Raw genomic sequence first — 24,952 nt, 5'->3', positions numbered from 1 at the left:
AGAATGAAGATATAAACCTAGGTTATCATCAAAGTAGTAATTGTAAAAAATAATCATATAAAAGAATAATCATCAAAAATAATAAAATAAAAATTCCAATGAAAACAAGATATTTTCTCTGAACACCAAGTAATTCTCATTGAGATGTCACACAGAAGTATCATTACGACTATAACTACTAAAATGTAAGGATGTTGTTAAATTTCTCACATAACTGATCCCAAATAGGTAATATTATGCTACAGAAGATATTAAAAATACTCGAGGAGAACGGTATCAAAGAACTTAGACCTCCTCAGAAGAAGGTTTTGGAGAAGGGCTTATTGGATAAAAAGAAAAACTTTCTAATATCCATACCTACAGCCAGTGGAAAAACACTAATAGGAGAGATAACCCTTTTAAATCATATCTTAGAGGATAGAAATAAGAAAGGATTGTTTATAGTCCCCTTGAAGGCATTGGCATCTGAGAAGTACGAGGAGTTTAAGAAAAAATATGAAAAATACGGTATAAAGGTGGCACTTTCCATTGGGGATTACGACGAGGAGGAAAACCTGGAGGGTTACAACATAATAATTACCACTGCAGAGAAGTTAGATTCTCTTATAAGGCATAAGGTAAAGTGGATAAAAGATGTATCTGTTGTAGTTATTGACGAGATCCATCTAATAGGGGATGTAGAGAGAGGAGGTACCTTAGAGGTACTTATCACTAAGTTGAAGAGTAAGTACAACGTCCAGATAGTTGGACTCTCTGCCACCATAGGGAACCCAGAGGAGTTAGCAAGGTGGCTGGAGGCCGAGTTAGTTGTAGATGATTGGAGACCTGTTAAGTTGAAGAAAGGTGTAGGATATAAGGATAAGATCCTATTTATCGGAGAGGATGGAGAGGTTGTAGAGGAATACCCACTGAAGATCTACAACAACAGTAGAAGAAGTGAGTTGTTCAACCTCGTGGTAGATTGTGTGTTAGATGGAGGCTCTGTCCTCATATTCTGCAATTCTAAGAAGAGTGCTGTTAATGAGTCTAGAAAGTTGGATCTAAAGAAGTATCTATCTCGGGAGGAGTTAAAGGAACTTAAACGTATAAAGGAAGAGATTTTAAGTATATTCGATAAACCGACGGAAATCTGTAAGACCCTTGCAGAGTGTGTAGGGAGAGGTGTAGCATTTCACCATGCAGGTTTAACATACGAGCATAGGAGGATTGTAGAAGGTGCCTTCAGAAGAAGGATTATAAAGGTTATTTGTTGTACTCCAACCTTAAGTATGGGAGTTAACGTCCCCTGTAGGAGAGCTATAGTGAAGGATCTTAAGAGATACTGGAAGGGGAAGACGGTTCCCATCCCAAAGATGGAGATACTACAATGTATAGGAAGAGCTGGACGTCCGAACTTAGACCCCTACGGTGAAGGCATAATATACGTTAATGAGAGAATGAATGTGAAGGATGTAAAAGATTACCTTGTTGGACCGGTAGAAAGTATCTATTCGAAGTTATCCTATCCTAGAATTCTGAGATCCCATATTCTTAGTTTGATAGCTCTGGAAGATGTGAAAGACAGAGAAAGTTTGGAGAACTTTATAAGAAGTACCTTATACGCTCACCAGTATGGAAACATCTCAAAGATCTTAGAAGATATTGAAGAAATTATAAGGTTTTTAGAATTTAGTAGATTTATATCGGTAGATTATGGAGATGGGAGATATAGGGTAAAGATGTTAACCTTGGACGGAAATGGTATATCTATAAGAGGAGATAAAGATAAAGAGAAATACAAGATAACTCCACTTGGTAGGAGAATATCTGAACTATATATAGACCCTCTCAGTGGAAAGGTTATAATAGGAGAGTTAAAGAAGTTAAATAAGAAGTTGAGAATGAATGAGAAAACAGGATACTTAGGGAATTGGGATCTACTTGATTACTCCACTTTTTATATCCTCTATCTCATCTCAAAGACCTCAGAGATGTTGCCTTTACCATGGATAAGAAGTTGTGAGGAAAATTTTTTCTTCTATGAGGCGGTAAGAAGAGATATAGATATAGACGATATAGAGAGTTTGAAATACATTAAAAATGCAATGATTCTTTATGACTGGATAAATGAAGTACCAGAAGATGAACTCTTGGAAAAATACAATATAGAACCTGGAATTTTAAGATACAAAGTTGAACAGGCAAAGTGGTTGGTATATGCAACAGGTGAACTCTATAAAATTTTAAACATAAAAAATAGAGTTATTTCCCAGGCTTTAGAGGGGTTGAAAATAAGAATAGAATACGGTGCAAGTAAGGAACTTATAGATCTACTGAAAATAAAACATATAGGAAGAACAAGAGCTAGGAAGTTGTATAATGCAGGAATAAAAAATATCCAGGATATTGTAGATAACTATCAGAAGGTTAGAAGTATCCTTGGAGATAAAATTGCTAAGAAGATACTTCAAGAGTTAATGAGTAGTGATGTTATAACTGAGTAGTGAAATGTTATAGAAGAATACCTCAGGGAAGAGCATGATATTGGGTACTTGAAAAAATACCATAATCGAGAAGAACGAGCTTATAGACTATATTGTAGAAAAAGGAGATATGGACAATCCCTCCAAAGTACTAGAAGGAATATTTAAAAAATTTTTAGGAAATTGTATAAAAAGTTTATTAAATTAAATCTTAAAATTTAATAATTATTATAAAATTAATAATAAGAGAAAAGATAATGGAAAAGAACCTTTTAAAAATAAAAACCTCTATCTATCATGTATCCTACCTCTATTTTCGAAGACTATAAAAGACTATATACCCCGGTAACTATGGTATAGTTTCTCCTTTGTATCTCAGTGTTTAGAAACGTCCCCTTTATTGGTTATTTTCTCATTATTAAGATTTTTATTATTTTTTGATGGAAAATAAACTTAATAAATTATAGCGAAGATAACGATAAGTGATCACCATAGTGCTCCTTCTACTTGTTATCCTTTTATAGGGAGAAAATAGACGAATACATGGGAGAAAGAGATCACTGAGGTGAAGAAGAAATGTATCTACCAAAACCAAGAATTTATGGAAAAATGTCCCTTGAAGAGGCGATATTTAAAAGGAGGTCTGTAAAGGAATTCTTGGATAAACCTTTAAAACTTGAGGATCTTTCCCAGATTCTATGGGCAGCACAGGGGATAACAGAGCCTGGAAAGAAGTTTAGATCTGCACCAAGTGCAGGTGCAACATATCCCTTGGAAATATACGTTGTTGTAAAAGAGGTGGAAAACTTAAAACCTGGAGTTCACCGTTATATACCTGTCAATCACTCTCTCAAAATGATCAAAGAAGGTGATTTCAGTTATCAACTGTACAGGGCATGTATAAATCAGAGATGGGTTTTAGATGCAAAGGCTAATTTAGTGATAACAGCTGTTTATGGGCGTACCACTTCTATATATGGAGAACGAGGTGTAAGATACGTTCATATGGAGGCAGGACATGTTGGACAAAATATATACCTTCAGAGCACAGCTTTAGGTGTGGGTACAGTGGCTGTAGGTGCGTTCTACGATGAATATGTGGAAAAAGTTGTTGAATGTGAGCCAGATGAAAAAGCACTCTATGTATTTCCCCTTGGAATACAATAGGTAAGATATGTCTATTATTTTTCCTTTTCTTTTTTTTCTTTCTCCAATATAGCGATCTCTCTTACAATAAGGGTAATTTCTCTCTCGATATTTTCCATCTTTATATACAACCTGTACTGTAGATAGAATAGTGTCATAATGGCTAAGTATATTATACTATCTACTCCTCTTTTTACACCAGTGAACGTGGCCAGATAACTCATAGTTTGTGGGAATACTGCTATCAGTACAACCAACATCCAGACAAATATCCAGAATATGGCAGGTTCTATGTTTATCTCACTATTTTTGGCTTTTAGTATTATTTTGAACATTGCAAAGATTGCAAAAACTAAGGCAAGTATCTGAATAAGTTGCATAATATCACGTCACCCTGCTGTCTATACTATAAAATTTATATAATATATCTCTTTTTTATAATTTTTATAGTTATTAACAATATTAATAACTTCCTATAACTTTAAATACTATCATACTTTAATAATAAACTATATTAGCCTAAAACCAAAATATAAAAGGATATTAAGATAACTGATAGGTGAGAACATGGATCCTAAGATAAGTTACTTCAAAACATTTGTAACTACATCGAAGACGAAAAGTTTCTCCAAGGCTGCAAAAAAACTTGGTATCACTCAAGGTACTGTAAGTAATCACATTTCAACCCTTGAGAAATACTTCGATACCCAATTATTTATCAGGACTCCAGAAGGTGTAGAGTTAACTCCTGAAGGCCAAATTCTCTACGAGAGTGCTAAAAAGATACTGGAACTTATAGAATCTACAAGGCAACGTATTAAGTCACTTCACGAGTACCCAGAAGGAACTATCAAAATTGCTGCAAGTACAACTCCAGGAGAGCATATTCTACCAAGTATAATAATGGATTACAAAAGAGAGTATAAGGATGTTGACTTCGACATAGAGATAACAGACTCTAAAAGATGTTTTAAACTATTGGAGAATGGCTCTGTCGACATTATAGCAGTTGGTTATCTCTACAATAAAGATTACGAGCACCTAATAATAGGAAAAGATAGGTTAGTACTGATAGTACCTCCAAACCACAGACTGGCCAAGAAAGGTGTAGCAACACTCTCTGACATAATGAAGGAAGACTACATAGATAGAGAAGAAGGTTCTGGTACTAGAGAAGTTATAATAAAGGCTCTGAATGAGAAGGGTTACTCCATGATGGATCTTAATGTAGTGATGAGACTTGGAAGTAATTCTTCCATAATAACTGCAGTCTCTGAAGGAAATGGAGTAAGTATCATATCTGAGATTCCTGCAAAGAAGGCTGCTGAGGCAGGTTTAGTGAAAATCGTCCCTATAGTAGATTTAGATCTTACCAGGTATCTGTATTTAGTAAAGGGTAAGAAACTTAAGAACCCCAGTGCAGTAAGATCTTTCTGGGAGTTCTTGGAGGGCTAAGGATACCTTAAAATAATAAATTAATTCTATCTATCTATTCTCTAACTGGGGAAGTATGAAAGTAGTGGTATGTATTACAGGTGCTAGTGGAGTATGTTATGCAAAGAGATTATTGGAGGTACTTAGGGAGAAGAGTGTAAAGACAGCTCTAATAGTCTCTGAGTCTGGTAAAAAAATAATAGAACATGAGTTAGATGTAGATCTAGACTATCTAATAAGTCTGTCCCATGAATACTACGAGAACAGTGATTTTTTCTCACCCTTGGCCTCTGGTTCTCACATGTTTCACAGTGTGGTAGTGGTGCCATGTTCTATGAAGACGCTTTCTGCAGTGGCAAATGGATACAGTGGTAACTTGATATGTAGGGTATGTGATGTGGCGATTAAGGAGGGGAGGAAGTTAATACTTATACCTAGAGAGATGCCGTTAAGTCCTATACACCTTGAGAACATGCTGAAGCTATCTAAGTTAGGAGTTGTCATTATGCCACCTATTCCTGCATTCTATGGAAAACCTAAGAGTGTGGAAGATATAGTAGATTTTGTCGTTGGAAGGGTGCTGGATAACTTAAATATTCCAAACAATCTATTTAAAAGATGGGGAGATATTTGGGATGAGTAAACTACTCTTAATAAGTAATGGTTAAAAAATTCATCATCAGATGATAAAATTTAAAATTCTTTTATCTATGTGCTCAGAAAGATCTGGAATATTCTAAATAAAAAAATTCCGTTTTGTTAAAATTCTTTTTTATTTAGATTATTATCCTTCTTATTATTTTGTTGATATTCTCGATGATTATTTTATAAAAAGTTTTGTTTATTACATAAATTACTTTGGTAGGGTATAAAGTAGTTTTTAATATAAAAATAAAAGAAAGTATAAACAAAGTAGATATTATAATAAGGTGAAAGTATGTTGGAAAAATTGGGGCAGAGTATAACCAAGGCATTAAACAAGATAAAAAATGCTACATTTGTGGATAAAAAACTTATAAAGGAGGTGATCAAGGACATACAAAGAGCTTTGATACAGGCAGATGTGAATGTTAGGTTGGTACTTAAGATGAGTAAGGAGATTGAGAGGAGGGCTATATACGAGGAAGTGCCTAAGGGATTGTCAAAAAAGGAACATATTATAAAGATAGTATATGAGGAGTTGATAAAGTTACTTGGTAAAGAAGGACAGAAGTTAAACATCGATCCTAAAAAAAGGAACGTTATACTCTTAGTTGGTATCCAAGGTAGTGGTAAAACCACCAGTGCTGCAAAACTTGCTAGGTATATACAGAAGATGGGATTGAAGCCAGGCTTAATAGGGGCAGATACTTACAGGCCTGCTGCGTATCAACAGTTGAAACAGCTTGCAGAGAAGATACATGTACCTGTGTATGGAGATGAATCTGGAAAGATGACACCTGTGGAGATAGTAAAAGAAGGGTTGAATCGTTTGAAAAAGATGGATGTGGTGATAGTGGATACTGCAGGAAGACATAAGGAGGAGAAGGAGCTGTTAGAGGAGATGAAGAAGATAAAGGAAGTGGTAAATCCTGATGAAATTATACTTGTAATAGACGGTACTTTAGGACAACAGGCTAAGAACCAGGCAAAGGCATTTAAGGAAGCTGTTGGGGATATTGGGAGTATAATAGTTACTAAGTTAGATGGATCTGCAAAGGGAGGGGGTGCCCTAAGTGCCGTAGCTGAGATAAAAGCTCCTATAAAGTTCATAGGGACTGGGGAGGGGATAGATGACTTAGAGCCCTTCGATCCAAAGAAGTTCGTTTCAAGACTCTTAGGTATGGGAGATCTAGACACTCTGCTGAAAAAGACTGAGAATATAATAGATGATGAGACGGAGGAGAGTTTAGATGCTATAATGAGGGGAAAATTTACACTAAAAGAGTTATACTCCCAACTAGAGGCTATATCTAAGATGGGGCCCATGAAACAGATAATAAGTATGATACCAGGTTTTGGAGGTGTTATACCTAAGGAAGCCATACATCTGACGGAGCAAAAGTTAAAGAAGTATAGAGTTATAATGGATTCCATGACAAGGGAGGAAAAAGAGAACCCAGAGATTATTAAATCTTCAAGGATAAGAAGAATAGCAAGAGGTGCTGGAGTTAGAGAGGAGGATGTAAAGGAACTTCTAAGATACTACGCTACTACTAAGAGAGCATTCCAGAATCTAAAGAGAGGTAAGATGCTGAAGATGGGAGGTCCTATTGGAAAGATTATGAGGCAGTTGATGTATAGGGATGGCCAGTAGTAAAAATTAATTGTTGTCTATCTACTCAAGTGTTGGGGTTTAACACCTCTACAAAGTAAGGGTTAAATAGGATCCTATCTTATTTCTCCGGTATCTAGTAGAGGATAAACTGAGGTTAACTCTTTTTCTATTTAATAAGAAATTTTTATTTTTCTGATTTTAAACTACTTTTATTTTTATAATAATACAATATTAATATTATATCCTTTAGTATTTTGATGAACTATAAAGTATAAAAGATTTAGGTGATGGGTATGGTAAAAGATATTGAATTTACAAAGATGCACAGCTTAGGAAACGACTACATAGTAATAAACGAGTATCATGGTATAAAAGTAGAGGAGGAATACAAGAGAGAGTTTTCCAAGAGAATATGTAGAAGGGGTTTTTCCGTAGGTGCAGATGGCGTAATATTTATACAGAGACCTGAGGATGAAAACTGTGACGTGAAATTCAGAATATTCAACAGTGATGGATCAGAGGCTGAGATGTGTGGAAATGGAATAAGATGTTTCTCCAAGTATGTCTATGAAAAGGTGTTAAAAAAGAACCCATTGTATGTGGAAACCTTGGGAGGATTGAGAATATGCGAGATGGAGATAGAGAGAAATACTGTAAGATTCATCAGGGTACATATGGGCACTCCTAAGTTTCAACTAAGAGATATACCCATGGAGGTAGAGGGAAAAGATGAGAATGATATATTTTTGAACGAGTATTTATATCTAAATAGTGGAATCTTAGATAGAGTTAGAGTAAGTGTTGTGAATGTTGGTAATCCTCATGCTGTCGTATTCCTTGAAGATAACGATATAAATATGGATTTTGTAAGGAAAAATTTGGAGATATTGGGAAGGGAGATAGAGAATCATAGGGTATTCCCAGAGAGGATAAATGTCCATTTTGTAGAAACCTTAGGAAGAAATGAAATAAGGATGGTAACTTGGGAGAGAGGAGTAGGATATACTAGAGCCTGTGGAACTGGTGCAACAGGTTCAGCTATCCTAGCCCATAAGTTGGGAAAAACTGGGAATAAGGTACTAGTACATTTAGACGGAGGAGACTTGGAAGTAGAGATTGGGGAGAATGAGGTTTATTTAAAAGGAGGTGCAACATTAGTGTACGATGGAATATTGAGGGATGCTCTTTAATATTAAAATTCTCAAAAGAGAGAAGAAAATTAAAAAATTTCCATCTGTTTTTAGCTTTAAACAAAACCTTCAATAAAGATAAACTACAAAAAGAATAATTAAAAATAAAAAAATAAAAATTCATAAAAATAAAAAAGCAAAAATACTCTCTTTACTTACTGAGATGCATCGAGTACTGGAGAAACCTACTTTTTTGATATTTTTTAATTTTATTTTTAATACAAGGTTTATGACATTATTCCCTAAGATAAAACAATAATCCGTGGGAATTTCGATAAAAAATAAAAATAATAATAAAAAATTAATAAGTTAATACCCAATAAAGAGTTAATACTAATAAAATGTAAAATTTACCGTTATTCTCTGGCTTATACAAAGGATTAGAAAAGTGAAGAGATTTCTGTTAGTTTTTGTTCTTTCTCTTTTTATTTTTTTAATTTTTATTATTATTTTTTAGATATATGCTTCCTTTAACTTACTCTTTGCCTTCCTCTTAAGATAGTAATTACCAAGAATCCCTGAGATAAAAGGTAGAGGAGTACCGATATACAACAATCCACTGAACATTGCAATGATTTTCTTGTAAAATGGTATATTCAACTCCTCCTTAAAGAATATGGATTTAATAACTTTTTTCTCAGATTCATAGACAACCTTGTAACTCCAGAGTATTATATCCCAAAGAGGCGTGGGGTCACCTCCGTAGGTAGTTTTTCTATTTATAATTGCTTTATAGAGATCATCCTTAGAAGTACCCTCAAAGTATGTGAGTCCGTTACCTACCATCTTTGCTAGATGGGCGTCACTACTTCCTATAAAGGCTACAGGTTTCTTATGGTAGTTTTTCATAACCTTCTCAAGGGCTATGTTGTTAATTATACCGTCCCTGTGATAGGCGTTAAATACCTCTACGCCGTCTAGATCCAGCTGGAATATCTTATCTCCCAGGGCATGACAGATAGGACTGTAAGGATGGGATGCTATTGCCAAACCTCCCTGTTCATGGATCAACTCTATAGTCTCTTCTGCAGAGAGTCCCTTGGGAATCTCTTCATTCAAGTACAACCCTATAACTTCCCCATCCTTCGTCATTATCTCACTTCCAACAACAACCTCCACCCCAAACTCCTTCTCAAGTTTTTGAGTCTCCAACCCACCTCTTATTGTGTTGTGATCTGTAACTGCTATAACACTGAGATTCTTTTTCCTGGCGTACTTCATAACATTCCTCGGTTCCTCTACAGAGTCTGGAAACTTCAACCCCATAAACTTTGTTATGCCTGAATACTTTGTATGAATGTGTAGATCTCCCTTTGAGAACTCTCTCTCCATAATATCCCCTCTATCTAAACATACTTAGTACTTTGGGAATACACTCTATGAGATCCATAGGTGTATAGTAGTATCCCTTTTCACTCAGTAGCATATCCCCTGCATATCCATTTATATAAGCTCCACAACATGCAGAGATAAATCCATCGTTCTTAGAGAAGAAGGCACCTACTATACCACAGAGTACATCCCCAGTACCTCCTACAGTCATCCCTACGTTACCAGTTTTGTTTATCTTTATCCTCTCGTTGTTAAAGATTATGTCGTATCTACCCTTTAGGAGTATAGTAGATTTTACATCCTCTAATGAAGTGGGATCTTCAATATTTATTCCCATATACTCAAATTCCCTTCTATGAGGGGTAAATATAAAGTTCTCCTTAAATTCAAAATCCCTGTAATCTATAACTTTTATGGCATCAGCGTCTATAACTACCTTCTTATCTCCGATCTCATTTAGATACTCATTTACAAACTCCTTAGTATCTTCATTTATCCCTAAACCACTCCCCAGGATAACTACGTGGTAATCCTTGGAAAGTTTCATAACTTCATCTACACAATCCCTACTTAGGTAATCTCCCTCGACTTCATAACTTATAAGATGTGGGTAGTCCCTCAGTGCTTCTATGGTATGTTTAACTGAGACTACAGTTGTTAAATCTACGATCTTTGAGGATGCCAGGGCTGAGAGTATTGGTGCACCAAAGTATCTTTTAGAGCCCCCTACTATTAAGACCTTCCCGTTCTCACCTTTATGGGAGTTTGGATCTCTCTTAGAGAGGGCGTACATATCTCCCCAACCAACAATATAATGGGCAATTGTAGGAATACCGATCTTTTTAACAACTGTTTTACTAATATCGTTCTCCATTTTGTTCCTGTGGAAGGTTACTACTAGATTCCCCCTCAACCCCTTAGTTTCAACATCTACAGATATTATTTTAATATTTTCTTTATATCTCAACCTATTTAGATTATCTACTAAGGTTTTGAATGGCTCCCTAAGGTCTCCTCTAATACCAGTTCCAAGGAGGGCATCTATAATGATTACATTATCTTCTCTATTATTCTCAATTTCATCTATTACTTCCAATACACCCTCTACATATGGCGCCTCCTTAATAGTAAGTCTAAAATCTAACTGGGAAATATTCTTCAGTATTTTGAAGTTCTCCCCCGCCTCATAGGTTTTTATAAACTCTTCCTTTCCAAGAAGCACAACTGTTAAAGTATCTTCAAAACTACAGTAATCTGTTAGATGACGAACTGCAACAAATCCATCTCCCCCGTTATTTCCTAAGCCACAGAATACGTAGATCCTATTTTTACAATTCTCTTTTAGATATCTTGAAACCTCCTCTGCAACAGATTTTCCAGCATTTTCCATTAAGAGTATCTTAGGGACACCTAAGTATTCACAGTTGTTATCTATTATACTCATCTCTCCTGAAGTGATACAATCCTTACTCTTCTTACTGTAATAATTCTTTAGGAGTTTGTGAAATATCTCTAAATTACTCATAGGGATCATTTTTTATATTTTTTGAAGATTTATTTTGATAGAAATTAGGTAAATAAGGGAGATGATGGTAAGATCTTCTCTCAATGTATAATTACTTAAAAGATCGGAAATACTTCAAAAGATCGAAAACCGAGAGGGTACCTACTACTTCTCTATTCTTATTAACTACAGGATAACCTACAACCTCTTTTTCTATCATTTCATCTATTAAGTTCCCAGAGATTTTTTCATCCTCTTCTAGCACTCTTATTTCATCGATATAGAGCATGAGGTCCTCTACCTTTGAATGCTTACACCCTACCATTAGATCTAACGTCCTTACCCATCCCTCAAGTTTTCCCTCCTCAACTACAGGGGCGTATGTTTTGTTCTTCCTATACATCAAATCAATAGCTTCTCTTCCTACCATCTCTGGAGACAGTGTTACAAAATCCCTGTTCATTACATCCTTAACCTTAGGCATTTTTACCCTCGACTCTTTTTGTTAGTAAATATTGTTATAATAAGTAATATAAATATACATTAAATATAATATAATAATATCTCCTATTAAGGTGAAAACTTTGAAGGTGGCTGCACTCTATTCTGGAGGAAAGGATTCTACATATGCCCTATGGTGGGCACTGCATCAAGGTTGGGAAGTTAAGTACTTAGTTAATGTAGTATCTAAGAACAAAGAAAGTTATATGTTTCATGTTCCAAACGTGGAATTGACAGAGTTAGTCTCCCAAAGTACAGGTATTCCCCTTGTAAGAGTTTTTACTAAGGGGGAGAAGGAAAAAGAGGTGTTAGATCTAAAGAAGGCCCTAGAAAAGTTGGATATTGATGGGATAGTTAGTGGGGCGATTGCAAGTGAGTATCAGAGGAAGAGGATAGATCATATATGTGAAGAGTTAAACATAAGATCTTTTGCTCCACTATGGCATAAAGACCAAGAGTTGATACTTAGGAATGCTGCAAAGTTCTTCGAGTTTAAGATTGTAAGTATATCTGCATACGGATTAGGTAGGGAATATCTTGGAAAGACTATAGACGAGAGTAATGTCGAGGAGTTAATCGAGATTATGGAAAGGTATGGAATAAACAAAGCTTTTGAAGGTGGGGAAGCAGAAACCTTTGTTTTTGATGCACCTTTTTTTAAAAAGAAAATTGTTGTAGTAGATTACGAGATCTTCTGGGATGGAAAGACAGGTGTCTATATAGTCAAAGATGCCAAACTGGTCGATAAATACTAAAATAATGTTCTATGGGTTGCTGGGATACTGAGAATACTGTTGCAGTTGGGACATTTAATGGTAAGCTCCTTGGATCTGTAATTTGCCTCAAAAGGTTTTTTACAGTAAGGACATAGCCATATCCTCTTGGAGGTTTTCATACATTCTCCGATATCACCAACTGTCGGATATCTTTTAAAAGATTTATCACTGTTCTCCTTTTTATACTTAAAAAAAGATTCTACACTACTTAAATACAGATTTACAGTAGATTTGTTTATACATTCCTCCCCTCCACATATAGGGCATAGTATTTTCAACTCTTTTTTACTTTCAGTATGCATAATAAACCTCATTTATTCTTTTAATAACCTCTGTTCATCAAAAGTGATAGTATTGATAATATTATAAAATTTTTAATATAAAAAACTATAACAAAAAAATAATATAAAATAATAATCAATATAGAGTTTTTATTTTTCTGATTTTTATAATAAGTTATTTTTTATTAAATCCTAATAGTTGTTATTTATTTAATATTAACTGTTTTTTATCCATAACCATATTAATATCAATTTTTATTATTATTTCTTTCAAATTATTATTACAATTTACGGTGAAGAAATTATGATATACTGCTTAGGGCCTAAAGGTAGTTACTCTGAAATAGCTGCCAAGTTATTCTCCAAGATCCTGGGAGAAAATACCATAGTATGTTGTAATTCTATATACGATGTCTTTCAACAGTTGGAAAACAGCAAAAATAATTCCTACGGTGTAGTGCCCTCTGAAAACTCCATCGAGGGATCTGTATCTCTTACCCAAGATCTCCTCTTAGAGTTCTACGATAAGATCAGAATATATGGAGAGTTGGATATAAATATAAATCACTGTCTAGTGGGATACAACAAGGAGAAGATAAAAAAAATATACTCCCATCCTCAGGCACTTGCCCAGTGTAGAAATTATATAAAAAAACATGAGTGGGTAACTGTACCAGTGTCTAGTACCGCCGAGGCGGTTAAGTTGGTAAAATCCATAGGGCGTGAAGAAGTCGGAGCAATTGCCTCCAAGGAGGCTGCTAAACTCTACAACTTAAAGGTCCTTGAAGAGGGAATACAGGACTACAGGAACAACACCACAAGGTTTATACTTATTGGAAGAAAGGGGCTAAAGTTGGAATTAAAGGAGGATGGTATAAAAAAATCCACAGTTATAGTAAAACTGATTGAGGATAGACCAGGTGCTCTCTACGAGATACTAAAGATATTCAACGATTTCAACGTCAATTTAACAAGGATAGAGTCGAGGCCCTCAAAGGAGGAGTTAGGTAACTATATATTCTATATTGATTACATAACTCCTGAAAATGAGGAGGATCTTATAGAGGCGTTGAAGGGGCACGTAGCGTATATAAAACATTTAGGAAGTTATAGGGTTTTTAGTAGGAATTAATCGATTCTTTTAATGGAAGGGTGTTATAGTTAGATACCGTGAAGAAATGAAAATTAAAATTAAAAAATTTTAACTATAAACCCCTATCTAACTTATTCACAATCTCTTTAATCTCTTCTACCTTCTCCCTCATAATATCTTCGGTATCCCCTTCCAAGTTCAACCTTAATAGAGGTTCAGTGTTGGAAGGCCTTATGTTGAACCACCACCCTTTACAGTATACAGAGAGTCCATCTAACTCCTCTATTTTACAGTCCTTATATATCTCCTTCAGTTTTTCTAATATCTTCCTCTGATCCTTTACCTTGAAGTTTATCTCACCACTGTGATAATACTTCTTGTATTTTCTCCATATCCTCGAGAGAGGCTCTTTCCCTTCTTCCATAGTGAATAGGATATAGTTTAGGGCGATTAATGGTCCTTCGAAGTATCCAATCTCCTTAAAGTAGAAGTGATTTGAAAGTTCCCCTGCAAACTCCCCATCTATTTCCTGCATAAGTTTCTTTATAAAGTAGTGTCCCACCTTACTCTTTACAGGTATTCCTCCATACTTCTCTATTACTTCGGGAACAATCTTACTACACCTTAAATCGTATATTATCTTTATATCCTTACCATCCTTCTCCTCCAGGATCTCTCGGGCTATTATAGCAGTTATCATATCTCCCTGGAGGACATCTCCTCTCTCATCAACTATACCTATTCTGTCTCCATCTCCATCGAAGATTATTCCAGTATCACAGCCGTTCTCCCTTACTGTTCTTATTATATCCCTTAAACATGAGATTTTCAATGTGTCTGGTTGATGTGCTGGGAAGGTCCCATCTGGATAGTCGTTTATAAATACATGATCCTTTAATAATCTCTCCAGTATCTCCCTCTCTACAATTGATGTACTACCGTTTGCAAAGTCAACTGCCACCTTTATATCGTAAGATCTACACCTCTTTAAAAAGAACCTCTTATATTCTGATGAGATATCAACTTTTAACTCTTCTAAATTTATCTCCTCAACTTCTTTCCTCTGGGAGTTCTCCAATTTATCCCTTTTGAATATTGGTTTTACCTCCTCTACTGGAGATATAGGGATGGCATTTCTATCACACATTTTAAAACCTGTGTACTCTGGGGGGTTGTGGGAGGCAGTTATAATTACTCCTAAATCGTATCTATTCTTAGTACCGAAGTACATAAGAGGTGTGGATATGGTACCTCCGTAGGATACCTTACCTCCAGATTCCATTATACCGTATATAAATGGTTTCAGGAGTCCATCTGAACCTATTCTTACATCCTTAGCAACGAGTATGTTATTGTATCTCTCTCCTAGGACCTTACCTAAGGAGTATGCAAAGTTCTCATCCAACTGTTCTCTAAATACACCTCTTATATCGTAGGCTTTAAATACCAAGGTATCACCTAAGTGTTTAGAAATATAAGATTCTAGTTTTTATTTGTATGTTTATTATTATTTTTAATTAGTTTATAATAATTATTTTTTATTTATCAATACATTATTTTTATTTATGTACATGTACAACAAATAACAGGGATAAAAATGCTAAAAACTGAAAATCTCTCTGTTGGGTATGACAACTACGTTGTAGTAGAAGGTATAAACTTAGAGATAAAAAATAGGGAGATACTATGTATAATAGGTCCTAACGGAGCTGGAAAATCTACGCTTCTAAAGACCATAGCTACGTATTTAAAACCTAAGAGGGGAATTGTTTATTTAAACGGTAGAAATATTCACAGGTTATCTCCCAGGGAAATTGCAAGGGAGATGTCTGTAGTACTAACTGAGCGGGTTAATCCGGGTAATCTAACAGGGTACGACATCGTCGCCATAGGTAGGCATCCCTATACAGATATATTTGGGAGATTAAGTAAAAGGGATAAGGAGATAATAGAGTATGCAGCAGCATCTGTAAATGCAACACATCTGTTAAGTAAGAACTTCTTTGAGATGAGTGATGGAGAGAGGCAGAAGATAATGATAGCGAGAGCCCTCGCCCAGGAACCTAGGGTACTTATATTAGACGAACCTACAAGTTTTCTAGACGCAAAACATAAGATAGAGTTAACTATATTACTTAGAAAACTTGCGACTGAGAACAACTTGGCAATAGTAGTTACACTACATGATATAGAGTTAGCCCTTAGGGTAGCAGATAAGATAGCCCTTATCAAAAATGGAAGGATTATAGCCTATGGACACCCAGAAGATGTTATGAAGAGAGAAGTGGTAAATAACCTCTACGATTTGGAGAGTGCAAACTACAGTGAGGTGTTGGGATACTTCGAGTTGAAGTCTTGTGGAAAGAGGGACTGTAAGGTATTTCTCATATGTGGAGGAGGTACAGGTGTCAATGTGATGAGATTCCTAGTTAAAAATGAATACAGTGTAACAGTTGGAGTGCTCCATAAAAATGATATAGATTATACAGTTGCTGAAACAATGGAGTTGAAGATAGTAGAAGAAGAGCCTTATAATCCTATATCCCAGAAGAGTTATGAAAGGGCTTTAGAAGAGATCAGATCCTCCGATGTTGTTATATATACAGATTTTCCCATCGGGGAGATGAATAAGTTAAATAAAGAACTTGTGGAAGAGAGCATAAAACTTGGTAAGTATGTTGTAAAGTACGATGGAAATGTGGAGAAGTTGAAGGAGAGGTTAAATGAGTACCACAATTATTCCAATTAGATGTAAGGTAAAATAAATAATGGTTTATATTAAGTGATAATCCTAGATAAATCCTCGTTCCCATTAAAGCAGTGGTTTTAAAAAAATAGTGAATATTAACGAAAAAATTTATAATAAAATCCTCCTAAGGGAAAAATAATACCTATAATTTAGGAGAATCTTCTTTTTATCTAACGTCCAGGAAAAGGGAGGTATATTTATATTTCGAGTATTTTATTTTTTTATTTTTTAATTATTTTTTACTTATTATTATTTTTTTGTAATAATCATTTTTATCGTTTTTTAATGAGAACTGAATTTTTTAATAATTAAAGAAACTAAATTTATTCTAATTTCTGAAACTTGTCCCATGCATCTTCTGCTGCAAGGGCTATTGGATCTACAACCATTGATACTGGAGGGGCGTAAGAGAACTCCATATTGACTAACTCCTCGCAGGTGACACCTTTCAATATTCCCAGGGACATGGCATCTATTCTTTCAGATACTCTTTCTCCCCCAACTATCTGAGCACCTATGAGGGTTCTATTCATGTCGAAGATCAACTTTACATATATAGGTTTTCCTCCGGGGTAGTATCTGGCCCTTGTGAGAGCCTTTGCCTTACCTACTACTACTTCCAATCTATCCTGATGAGCCCTAAGTTCGCTTATACCTGTACTTCCTATCTCCATCTCTCCTATCTTGGATACCATGGCATTTAAGACTGGTTTAAACTCTGTTGGAATACCTGCAATATTTTTTCCTGCAACTTTACCCTGTCTCACTGCAGTTGATCCAAAGGGTGAAAGTATTGGCTGTTTTGTTATAAAATCTACAGTTTCCACACAGTCCCCTACTGCGTAGATGTTTGGAATAGAGGTTTCCATCCTACTATTTACCTTTATGGCAAGTCTTCCTATTTTACATCCGGCTTTCTTGGCCAACTCTATATTTGGCCTAGTTCCTGTAGCCATCACCACCATATCACAACTGTATGGTTTATTCCCTACTATAACCCCCTTTACCCTGTTGTTCTCATCTCCAAGTATTTTACTGACAGGTTTTCCCAGGATAACTTCTATACCTAGATCCTGAAGATACTTCAGAACGATCTCTGCCATGTCTATATCTAAACCTCTTGGTAGTACCTGGGGGGCCATTTCCACAATGGTAATCTTGAGATCCAATTTTCTTAGTGCATAGGCCGTTTCAAGACCTATGGCACCGGCACCTATAACTACGGCACTTCCGGATTTTTCAGCGTAATTCTTTATCTTCATCCCATCTTCTATGGTTTTTACCTTAAAAATACTCTCTAAATCTCTTCCCTCAATGGGGGGAATAAAGGTTTCTCCCCCTGTTGCAATAACGAGATAGTCGTATTTTAGAGTATTTTTATTTCCATCTATATCGTAGTAGATCACATTTTTGTTTTCAGAGTCTATATCTACAACAGTAGATTCTGTAATTACCTCTATGTTTTTATTTTTCCTGTAGTCTTCAGGTGTATGCATAATTATATCCTGGAATGAAGGTATCTCACCGGCTATAACGTAGGGTATGGCGCAGGGCGAGTAGGCTACATATTTCTCCTTTGTGATTACTACTATCTCCATATCTCTGTTGTATTTCCTTATAGTGGATGCAGTAGTTAATCCTCCTGCTCCACTTCCTATAATCACAGTCCTCATAGTTTCACTAATTTTTTATTATACTTTTTATATTTCTAGAACTGGGGGAGATGTCCTATTTTTTTGAAGTTCTTAAACATGCTCTTGGTAACTAACATCCTTAATACCTGATAGTTTTTATAGTAATCGGTGGTCTTCTTCAGGTTTTTAATATTTTCTAACTTCCTTATTAAAGTAGTGATTAAAAGAATAATAATAAAAATAAATTTATTAATATAAATAACAAATAAGGCTATTCTATCATTGTAGTTAGGAGGTATTAGGAAGTTCTCTCTTTTTCCAGTATGTTTAGGGGTAGAAAGGGGAAAATATTTTAATATTGCGGGGTAAATAGAGTTTTTTATTTAAAACCATTTCCTTATTTTTTGTCTATTTTATTTTTATATAATTTATATATAATTTTTAAAACTCTCACTTTGTGGGAAGTAAAGTATTATATATGTTGTGTTAAGGATTCATAAAGAAACAGCAGAAAAAGAAGTAAAAAAACCCTTAAGAAGAATTAGATATATTTTACCTCTTCTCCATTACTCTGCTATAAAGATTATTTTTGCTTTTTCACCTGATTTATCCTTTATTGTCTATATCTTGATAATATAATCCTTGACTACCTCTTCCCCCTTACCTTTTCCCTCCAATAATTCTCTTGTTATCTTTTTTCCTTCCTCCACTGCAGGCTGATTGAAGGCATTAACCTCCATCATTTCCCCCATAAAGGCAGTTGTCATTTCGTACATGTATATCAACTTCCCAAGGGTGTACTCGTCTAAATCCTCAAGTACTATAGAGATATTAGGTACCCCCATAGAAGTTAAAACTCTTTCAGTTCCTAACTGTTGGAAGTTTATCAGTTGGGACAAGTTACAACCATCTAGATAGTGCCCTTTATATCTTATAGTAAAGTCTTCTTTGAATTTCCTAACCTTTATAAATGTAATTATCTTATCCTTTGGACCGTCGAGGTAGAGTTGAAGTTGTGAGTGTTGGTCCTTGGCCCCCAACGCTGCCACCGGTGTCTGCCCCTTCCCATCTTTCCCAAGACTCTCAGCCCACAACTGTCTATACCATAAATCAAATCTGTAGAGTCTTTCTATATAAGGCATAATTACCGAGATACTTTTCCCCCTATTTAAAAACATATAGTGGATTAGGGCATTCATAAGGGCAGGGTTGTTAAATACATCTTCCCTCCTACAGAGTTTATCCATATCTCTAGCCCCGGATATTAATTTACCAATATCCACACCCATACAAGACAGTGGGACAAGTCCAACGGAAGAAAGTACTGAAAACCTGCCTACAACATTCTCAGGTATTTCAAATATCTTATAATTCTCCCTCTTCCCTATCTCCTTCAACAAGCCTCCACTTGATATTATAACAACATTATCTTCCCTACATCCCTCTTTTTTCATCTTTTCCCTGAGTATAAAGAAATTTGCAAGAGTTTCCACGGTATTCCCCGATTTACTTACTACAAATACTAAAGTTTCCCTGAGAGCTACTATCTTAAGGATACTGTAAAGTAATTCAGGATCTGAGTTATCCAAAAAGAAAACCTTCTTGGAATTTAACTCGTTGGCATAGACTCCTTTAACACCTTCATACACCATCTGGGTGCCTAAGATAGACCCTCCCATTCCAACAACTAGGATATACTTAAACTCCTTGTACCTATCACTTAGGCGGTAGCACTCACAATCCTTCTGTATTACTTCCATAAAACCTAATTCCCCTTTATCATACCTTTCCATAGTTCTCCTGTAAGCCGTATCTACGATATTCCTCATACCTTCTATATCCTCTAAAGATATACCTTCAATACCTATTTTCTCCTTCATAACGTTAATATAGTTAAAATAATTTTTCATAGTATCACTGTAAATAATCCTTCTTAAAAATCATGAAAACTTCTAGATAATATAAATAATATAACAATAATATAAAATATTAATATTTTAGTACCTACTGTACTAAATAATAATCTAATATTCTAATATATCCGATATATTATAAATTGAGGGAAAAGTTATGAAAATTCTCTCGGAGATTACAGTGAAGGTTATGGAGAAGATCTTATAACTGAGGAGATACTGGAAGATGTGTACAAGGAAGGGATATATCGATTTTTAAGAATATAAACAAAAAAATAACAGTGAATGAGATGTTGGAAATATTAAAAAGGATAAAAATAGAAAGTTTAACAGATTTGATTTTAATTATTCTTATAAAAATAAAAAAGTAATCATTAACATCTCGTAGAGGTTAGCTGTGAAGTACCTTATATATACTTTGCCTTTCACCCAAAATGTATTAACTTTATTTATAACCTTATTTAAGTGATTTATTTTTTTATTATTGGAGAATCTCGATAGTTGTTGTTAATTTTAAATAGTTTTGTTTGTTACATATAAATAAAACAAAATAAAACTAAGGATAAAAAGTGTGGTGGTAGAAGGACTGATCTAATAAAAAATGAGTACGAGTAAATAATCTGGATGTTAAAATAATTATTGGCAACCTCCTTTAAATTCTATCAAGCTAGTAGAAATAAAGTAAATAAAATTAAATTATTTATTACAAACTATTATTATATTAAAATTATATTAAAGTTATATTAATGGTGATATCTTGAAAATTGCTATATTGACACCCACTATAGCACCTTTGACCTCAGTGGGAGGATTAGGAGACGTTGTAAGAGATCTCTCCAAATTTCTAAAAATTAAAGGAAACGATGTAGTAGTTATAACAATGGATCACGACAACAAGATATCGAATCTCCCCCATGAGAAGATAGATACTATACCTCTGAGGTATCAAGGTACTACCTTCAACTTCGATATTGTAAAAACTTCACACCTTAATACTCAGGTAGATATAGTAGCTTTTAGTAACGAGAAAATAAATAAAATAGACATCTGGGATCCATTTAAGTACCATCTCTTCGCAGATTTGGTACTGTTTTACTTAGATAAGTACTACACTCCAGACTGTGTCTCTGGCCATGACTGGCCCTGTGGTCTTGCAATAGCAGAGTGTCATGAAAAGTTGGATATACCAACTACCATGACTATACATAACGAAGCCTTTAAGGGACCACTTGTAGATTACAAGGGACTAACTTTAACATTCTTGGAGTTAGGGATACACTTCAGTGATGGGTTCAATACAGTTAGTCCAACTCATGCAGAAGAAATAAAGTCCATAGATTTCATAAGGGAGCAAAGTAAGGTAAAACCTTTCCATGGTATATTGAATGGTATAGATATAGAGGAGATGAATCCCGGTAACTTAGTGAATTACGTTGTCTCCTACACCAACAACAAAATAGATCCAAGAAAATTAGGTATATTCATAAGTGACTACGGTGTAGGAGATGGACATATAGTTAAACCGAAGATAAAGTACTCATGGTTTTGGAATTTTAATAACTTAGAGAGGTATATAGAAGAGTGGAACGACATGGACAAAACTTCAATAACTGGAAGTGATGTTGAAATATATGGAAATATTAGTTGTAGGGATATAACAGTTCCTCTTATTGGATTTGTAGGTAGAGCCACCTATCAGAAGGGATTTGATATAATCTTTCAGGCATTCTCGGAACTTTTCGAGGAACACAGATTAAAACTTATCATGCTCTCTAAAGGGGACAGATCTATAGAGGAAGAAATGAAAAATTTTGCCGAGAGTTACAGTGATAACGTCACTGCTCTCATTGGACACTGTCCACCGTTAGTTCCTATTATCTATGCAGGGAGTGACTGGAGTATAGTACCATCTCTCTGGGAACCCTGTGGACTGACACAGATGGAGTCTATGGTATACGGTACTCCTGTAATTGCAAGGGAGGTTGGAGGTTTGAGAGACACGGTGATATCACTAAATCCAGATCCCATAGCAGATCCAAATTTCGATAGAGCTACAGGAGTACTCTTTAAACACTACGACAAATACGGTTTAAAATGGGGTGTAGAACATGCTATTAATTGGACATTTTACAGGTTGAAGGATATACATCTCTACATATCCTATAGCCATAGTAGTTGTCCAGAAAGTCCGTACGATAAAAATGCACCTCTATCTAAGTTCATAGAGAACTGTTATAACCACGTAGTTAGAAATCTAAGTTGGCAAAATAACAACAGTATAGAGAAGTATAAAGGTTTATTTGGAGGTGCGATATACAAACATTATATGAGATATAAACCTTAATTTCCACTATAAATTAAAGATATATAGGTTATAAACCTGTAAAAAAGAGAATAATTTATAATAAATACTACAGAGAATCTCTAAAACTGTCAAATATATAAGGGACAAAGTAAAAAGAGTGAAAGTTTAACCCTATATATTTATAATTATTATAGTAATGATCAAAAATCGTGGTTAATAAAATAATTATTATTATAACAAAAATCTTAATGAAAATAATAAAAAGAATAATTAAAATCGTAAAATAAAAAAACTACAGGTGAAAAAATAAAGTAAGTTCTTCCCCTGGGTTATATCATATGCCGGTTAAGTAGGATGTAAATTTCTATTCTTTTTTAATCTTTTTTAATATTATAGATCTTATTTAAAATCCTATCACTTAACCACTCCCTACTTATATATCTATCATATACAGGTAACCTCTCTCTTAACCTATAACCTACCTCTTCTGTATACTCCCTTAAGGTTTCAATCTCAGGCCATGGTGCCTCTGGATTTACATAGTCTTCTGTAATTGGAGACACTCCTCCCCAGTCGTCAACGCCTGCAAGTAGAAACAACTGCCCAGTCTCCCTGTTTAGATTAGGCGGCACCTGAATGGATACTTCTGGAGGTAGTATCATCTTAGCTACCAATATCACCTTTAATATCTTGAAAGGTGAAGGTTCTTTGAAGTCCTCCATAGGAATGCCCCTTTTAGATCTGAAGTTCTGAATTATCACCTCCTGAATATGTCCATACTTCTCTGATAACTCCCTGATATCCATAAGGGATCTGACAATCTCTTCACTATTTTCTCCTATACCTACGAGAATACCTGTTGTAAAGGGTATTTTCAACTTACCTGCATTCTCTATCATCTCTAAACGTTTCTTAGGATCTTTACCTGGACTGTTCCTGTGGGCTATGGTGTTCATTAACCTCTCACTGGAGTTCTCCAACATAATACCCATAGAAGCATTAACTTCTTTCAACATCTTCAACTCTTCATACTCCAAGAGCCCACAGTTTGTATGAGGTAGTAGATTGGTGTTGTTTAGACACCACTCTTCTAAGTGATAGAGATACTCTAAGATACTCTCATAGCCCATCTTTTTTAACTCCTCTCTTATTTTTGGGTTTTCATCTACTCTCTCCCCGAAGGTAAATAGTGCCTCTTTACATCCATATCTGTTTCCCTTTAGGAGCATCTCCTTAACTTCCTTCTCCTTCATAAGTTTGTAATTCTCCCTTCTGAAGATACAGTATCCACAAAAGTTCCTACACCAGTTACACAGAGGAATAAATACGTTCTTGGAATATGTTATATACTTCTTCTTCCTCTCTCTTTCACCAACTAACCTTAGGGTGTTGATAACAGTTGTAGGATCCTTAGACTCTAAAAAACTTACATAGTCCTCAAAGTGTTTAAATACTTCAGAACTCATGGGCCTTCCCCACTATATCCTTTATCTTCAAACTGTTCTTAGTTAGATATTCCTCCAACTCCCTACATATCTTGTAGAATACATCATAACCTCTGTAATATACCCCAGTACCTACCTGTACAGCGGTGGCACCTGCCATCATAAATTCAACAACGTCATACCCCGTGGTGATACCCCCTACTCCAACTATAGGGACATCTACAACGGAGTATATCTCATAAACGCATCTTATCGCTATAGGCTTTATGGCCTTTCCAGACATACCTCCAAATTTGTTACCAAGTATTGGTCTACCAGTCTTTATGTCTATAACCATTCCCGGACCTAGGGTGTTTATCGCAGTAATGGCATCTGCGCCCCCATCAACTACCGCTATAGCAATCTCCTTTATATCATTTACATTTGGTGTAAGTTTTACCATTACAGGTATATCTACACTCTCTTTAACACTTGATACTACATTATAGGATAAATCTGGATCCTGGCCTATCTGGGCACCGTAGCCTCCTCCAGCATGGGGACAAGAGATATTTAACTCTAAGAGATGGACGTAGGGTTCTATGATTTCTGCCACCTGTGAGAACTCCTTGGGGTCCTTTCCATATATAGAACCTATAAGTTTTACATCTATCCTCCTTAAATAATCCTCTATGTCCTCCAACTCCTTAACGTACTCTTTAACCCCAGGGTTTGGAAGTCCCATTGCATTTAGAAATCCCCCCTCAACCTCCACTATAGTCGGATTCCTGTGGCCAGATCTCTTTTCCAACCCAACAGATTTTGTACATACAGCCCCCGCTCCATTCTTCGCTATCCTCTTCAAAGCTGCTCCAGTTTCTCCCATAATACCTGCTGCTAGGAATACAGGGTTTTTAAAGCACATCCCACACATCTCGATCTTTAACATAG

20 protein-coding genes are annotated in these 24,952 nt (G+C 35.3%); 10 read left to right on the top strand and 10 right to left on the bottom strand.

Features of this window, described 5'->3' with window-relative positions; all coding sequences use genetic code 11:
• The first annotated feature begins 236 nt into the window (after positions 1-236).
• Together MHHB_RS04865 and MHHB_RS04860 are read left to right on the top strand one after the other, a co-directional pair.
• Complete coding sequence (locus MHHB_RS04865) at positions 237-2,483, top strand: DEAD/DEAH box helicase (RefSeq protein ID WP_131007551.1); 2,247 nt, start codon at positions 237-239, stop codon at positions 2,481-2,483.
• Between the two features lie 555 nt (positions 2,484-3,038).
• On the top strand, positions 3,039-3,629 hold the full coding sequence (locus MHHB_RS04860) for a SagB/ThcOx family dehydrogenase (RefSeq protein ID WP_131007550.1): 591 nt from the start codon (positions 3,039-3,041) through the stop codon (positions 3,627-3,629).
• Positions 3,630-3,643: 14 nt separating this feature from the next.
• Here MHHB_RS04860 and MHHB_RS04855 read toward each other — a convergent pair whose 3' ends face one another.
• Positions 3,644-3,988, bottom strand: coding sequence for a DUF2304 domain-containing protein (locus MHHB_RS04855; protein ID WP_131007549.1), 345 nt, complete (start codon positions 3,986-3,988; stop codon positions 3,644-3,646).
• A gap of 187 nt (positions 3,989-4,175) precedes the next feature.
• Between MHHB_RS04855 and MHHB_RS04850 the strand changes: the two genes are divergently transcribed.
• From MHHB_RS04850 to dapF, 4 genes are all read left to right on the top strand, one after another.
• Positions 4,176-5,063, top strand: coding sequence for a selenium metabolism-associated LysR family transcriptional regulator (locus MHHB_RS04850; RefSeq protein ID WP_131007548.1), 888 nt, complete (start codon positions 4,176-4,178; stop codon positions 5,061-5,063).
• A 55-nt stretch (positions 5,064-5,118) separates the two neighbouring features.
• Positions 5,119-5,685, top strand: coding sequence for a UbiX family flavin prenyltransferase (locus tag MHHB_RS04845; RefSeq protein WP_131007547.1), 567 nt, complete (start codon positions 5,119-5,121; stop codon positions 5,683-5,685).
• A 294-nt stretch (positions 5,686-5,979) separates the two neighbouring features.
• Positions 5,980-7,338 (top strand): signal recognition particle protein Srp54, encoded by a 1,359-nt coding sequence (locus MHHB_RS04840; protein ID WP_131007546.1) that lies wholly within the window; start codon positions 5,980-5,982, stop codon positions 7,336-7,338.
• Between the two features lie 266 nt (positions 7,339-7,604).
• Positions 7,605-8,489 carry a diaminopimelate epimerase gene (gene dapF, locus MHHB_RS04835; RefSeq protein WP_131007752.1) on the top strand — a complete coding sequence of 295 codons (885 nt, stop codon included), beginning with the start codon at positions 7,605-7,607 and terminating at the stop codon, positions 8,487-8,489.
• Between the two features lie 453 nt (positions 8,490-8,942).
• Here dapF and MHHB_RS04830 read toward each other — a convergent pair whose 3' ends face one another.
• From MHHB_RS04830 to MHHB_RS04820, 3 genes are all read right to left on the bottom strand, one after another.
• Positions 8,943-9,821 (bottom strand): PHP-associated domain-containing protein, encoded by an 879-nt coding sequence (locus tag MHHB_RS04830; RefSeq protein ID WP_131007545.1) that lies wholly within the window; start codon positions 9,819-9,821, stop codon positions 8,943-8,945.
• A gap of 10 nt (positions 9,822-9,831) precedes the next feature.
• Positions 9,832-11,346, bottom strand: a complete 1,515-nt coding sequence (locus MHHB_RS04825; protein ID WP_131007544.1) for an NAD(P)H-hydrate dehydratase — start codon at positions 11,344-11,346, stop codon at positions 9,832-9,834.
• A gap of 91 nt (positions 11,347-11,437) precedes the next feature.
• Entirely contained in the window at positions 11,438-11,809 is a 372-nt protein-coding gene (locus tag MHHB_RS04820; protein WP_131007543.1) for a CBS domain-containing protein, read from the bottom strand.
• Between the two features lie 100 nt (positions 11,810-11,909).
• Here MHHB_RS04820 and MHHB_RS04815 point away from each other — a divergent pair, with 100 nt between their 5' ends.
• Positions 11,910-12,581 carry a diphthine--ammonia ligase gene (locus MHHB_RS04815; protein WP_131007542.1) on the top strand — a complete coding sequence of 224 codons (672 nt, stop codon included), beginning with the start codon at positions 11,910-11,912 and terminating at the stop codon, positions 12,579-12,581.
• On the opposite strand, the gene MHHB_RS04810 is transcribed toward MHHB_RS04815, so the two are convergent.
• Positions 12,578-12,904 (bottom strand): hypothetical protein, encoded by a 327-nt coding sequence (locus MHHB_RS04810; protein ID WP_229701927.1) that lies wholly within the window; start codon positions 12,902-12,904, stop codon positions 12,578-12,580. The genes MHHB_RS04815 and MHHB_RS04810 overlap by 4 nt on opposite strands.
• A 283-nt stretch (positions 12,905-13,187) precedes the next feature.
• Here MHHB_RS04810 and pheA point away from each other — a divergent pair, with 283 nt between their 5' ends.
• Entirely contained in the window at positions 13,188-14,015 is an 828-nt protein-coding gene (gene pheA / locus MHHB_RS04805; RefSeq protein ID WP_131007541.1) for a prephenate dehydratase, read from the top strand.
• A gap of 73 nt (positions 14,016-14,088) precedes the next feature.
• Here pheA and MHHB_RS04800 read toward each other — a convergent pair whose 3' ends face one another.
• A complete protein-coding gene (locus MHHB_RS04800) occupies positions 14,089-15,426 on the bottom strand; it encodes a phosphomannomutase/phosphoglucomutase (protein ID WP_131007540.1) in 1,338 nt (445 codons plus the stop codon).
• 147 nt (positions 15,427-15,573) lie between these two features.
• Here MHHB_RS04800 and MHHB_RS04795 point away from each other — a divergent pair, with 147 nt between their 5' ends.
• A complete protein-coding gene (locus MHHB_RS04795) occupies positions 15,574-16,725 on the top strand; it encodes an ABC transporter ATP-binding protein (protein WP_131007539.1) in 1,152 nt (383 codons plus the stop codon).
• A gap of 323 nt (positions 16,726-17,048) precedes the next feature.
• On the opposite strand, the gene MHHB_RS04790 is transcribed toward MHHB_RS04795, so the two are convergent.
• Together MHHB_RS04790 and pgi are read right to left on the bottom strand one after the other, a co-directional pair.
• Positions 17,049-18,398, bottom strand: a complete 1,350-nt coding sequence (locus MHHB_RS04790; RefSeq protein WP_131007538.1) for an NAD(P)/FAD-dependent oxidoreductase — start codon at positions 18,396-18,398, stop codon at positions 17,049-17,051.
• A gap of 581 nt (positions 18,399-18,979) precedes the next feature.
• On the bottom strand, positions 18,980-20,269 hold the full coding sequence (pgi, locus tag MHHB_RS04785; RefSeq protein WP_131007537.1) for a glucose-6-phosphate isomerase: 1,290 nt from the start codon (positions 20,267-20,269) through the stop codon (positions 18,980-18,982).
• Positions 20,270-21,029: 760 nt separating this feature from the next.
• Here pgi and MHHB_RS04780 point away from each other — a divergent pair.
• Positions 21,030-22,616 (top strand): glycogen/starch synthase, encoded by a 1,587-nt coding sequence (locus MHHB_RS04780; protein WP_131007536.1) that lies wholly within the window; start codon positions 21,030-21,032, stop codon positions 22,614-22,616.
• A 335-nt stretch (positions 22,617-22,951) separates the two neighbouring features.
• On the opposite strand, the gene cofG is transcribed toward MHHB_RS04780, so the two are convergent.
• Both cofG and MHHB_RS04770 read right to left on the bottom strand, forming a co-directional pair.
• Positions 22,952-24,043 (bottom strand): 7,8-didemethyl-8-hydroxy-5-deazariboflavin synthase subunit CofG, encoded by a 1,092-nt coding sequence (cofG, locus tag MHHB_RS04775; RefSeq protein ID WP_131007535.1) that lies wholly within the window; start codon positions 24,041-24,043, stop codon positions 22,952-22,954.
• On the bottom strand, positions 24,033-24,950 hold the full coding sequence (locus MHHB_RS04770) for a dihydroorotate dehydrogenase (RefSeq protein ID WP_131007534.1): 918 nt from the start codon (positions 24,948-24,950) through the stop codon (positions 24,033-24,035). The genes cofG and MHHB_RS04770 overlap by 11 nt, the downstream gene beginning before the upstream one ends.
• Positions 24,951-24,952: the final 2 nt, after the last annotated feature.

It is taken from the genome of Methanofervidicoccus abyssi, assembly GCF_004310395.1.
Taxonomy (GTDB): domain Archaea; phylum AGJL01; class Methanococci; order Methanococcales; family Methanococcaceae; genus Methanofervidicoccus; species Methanofervidicoccus abyssi.
This window is presented reverse-complemented; position numbering and strand designations above follow the sequence as displayed.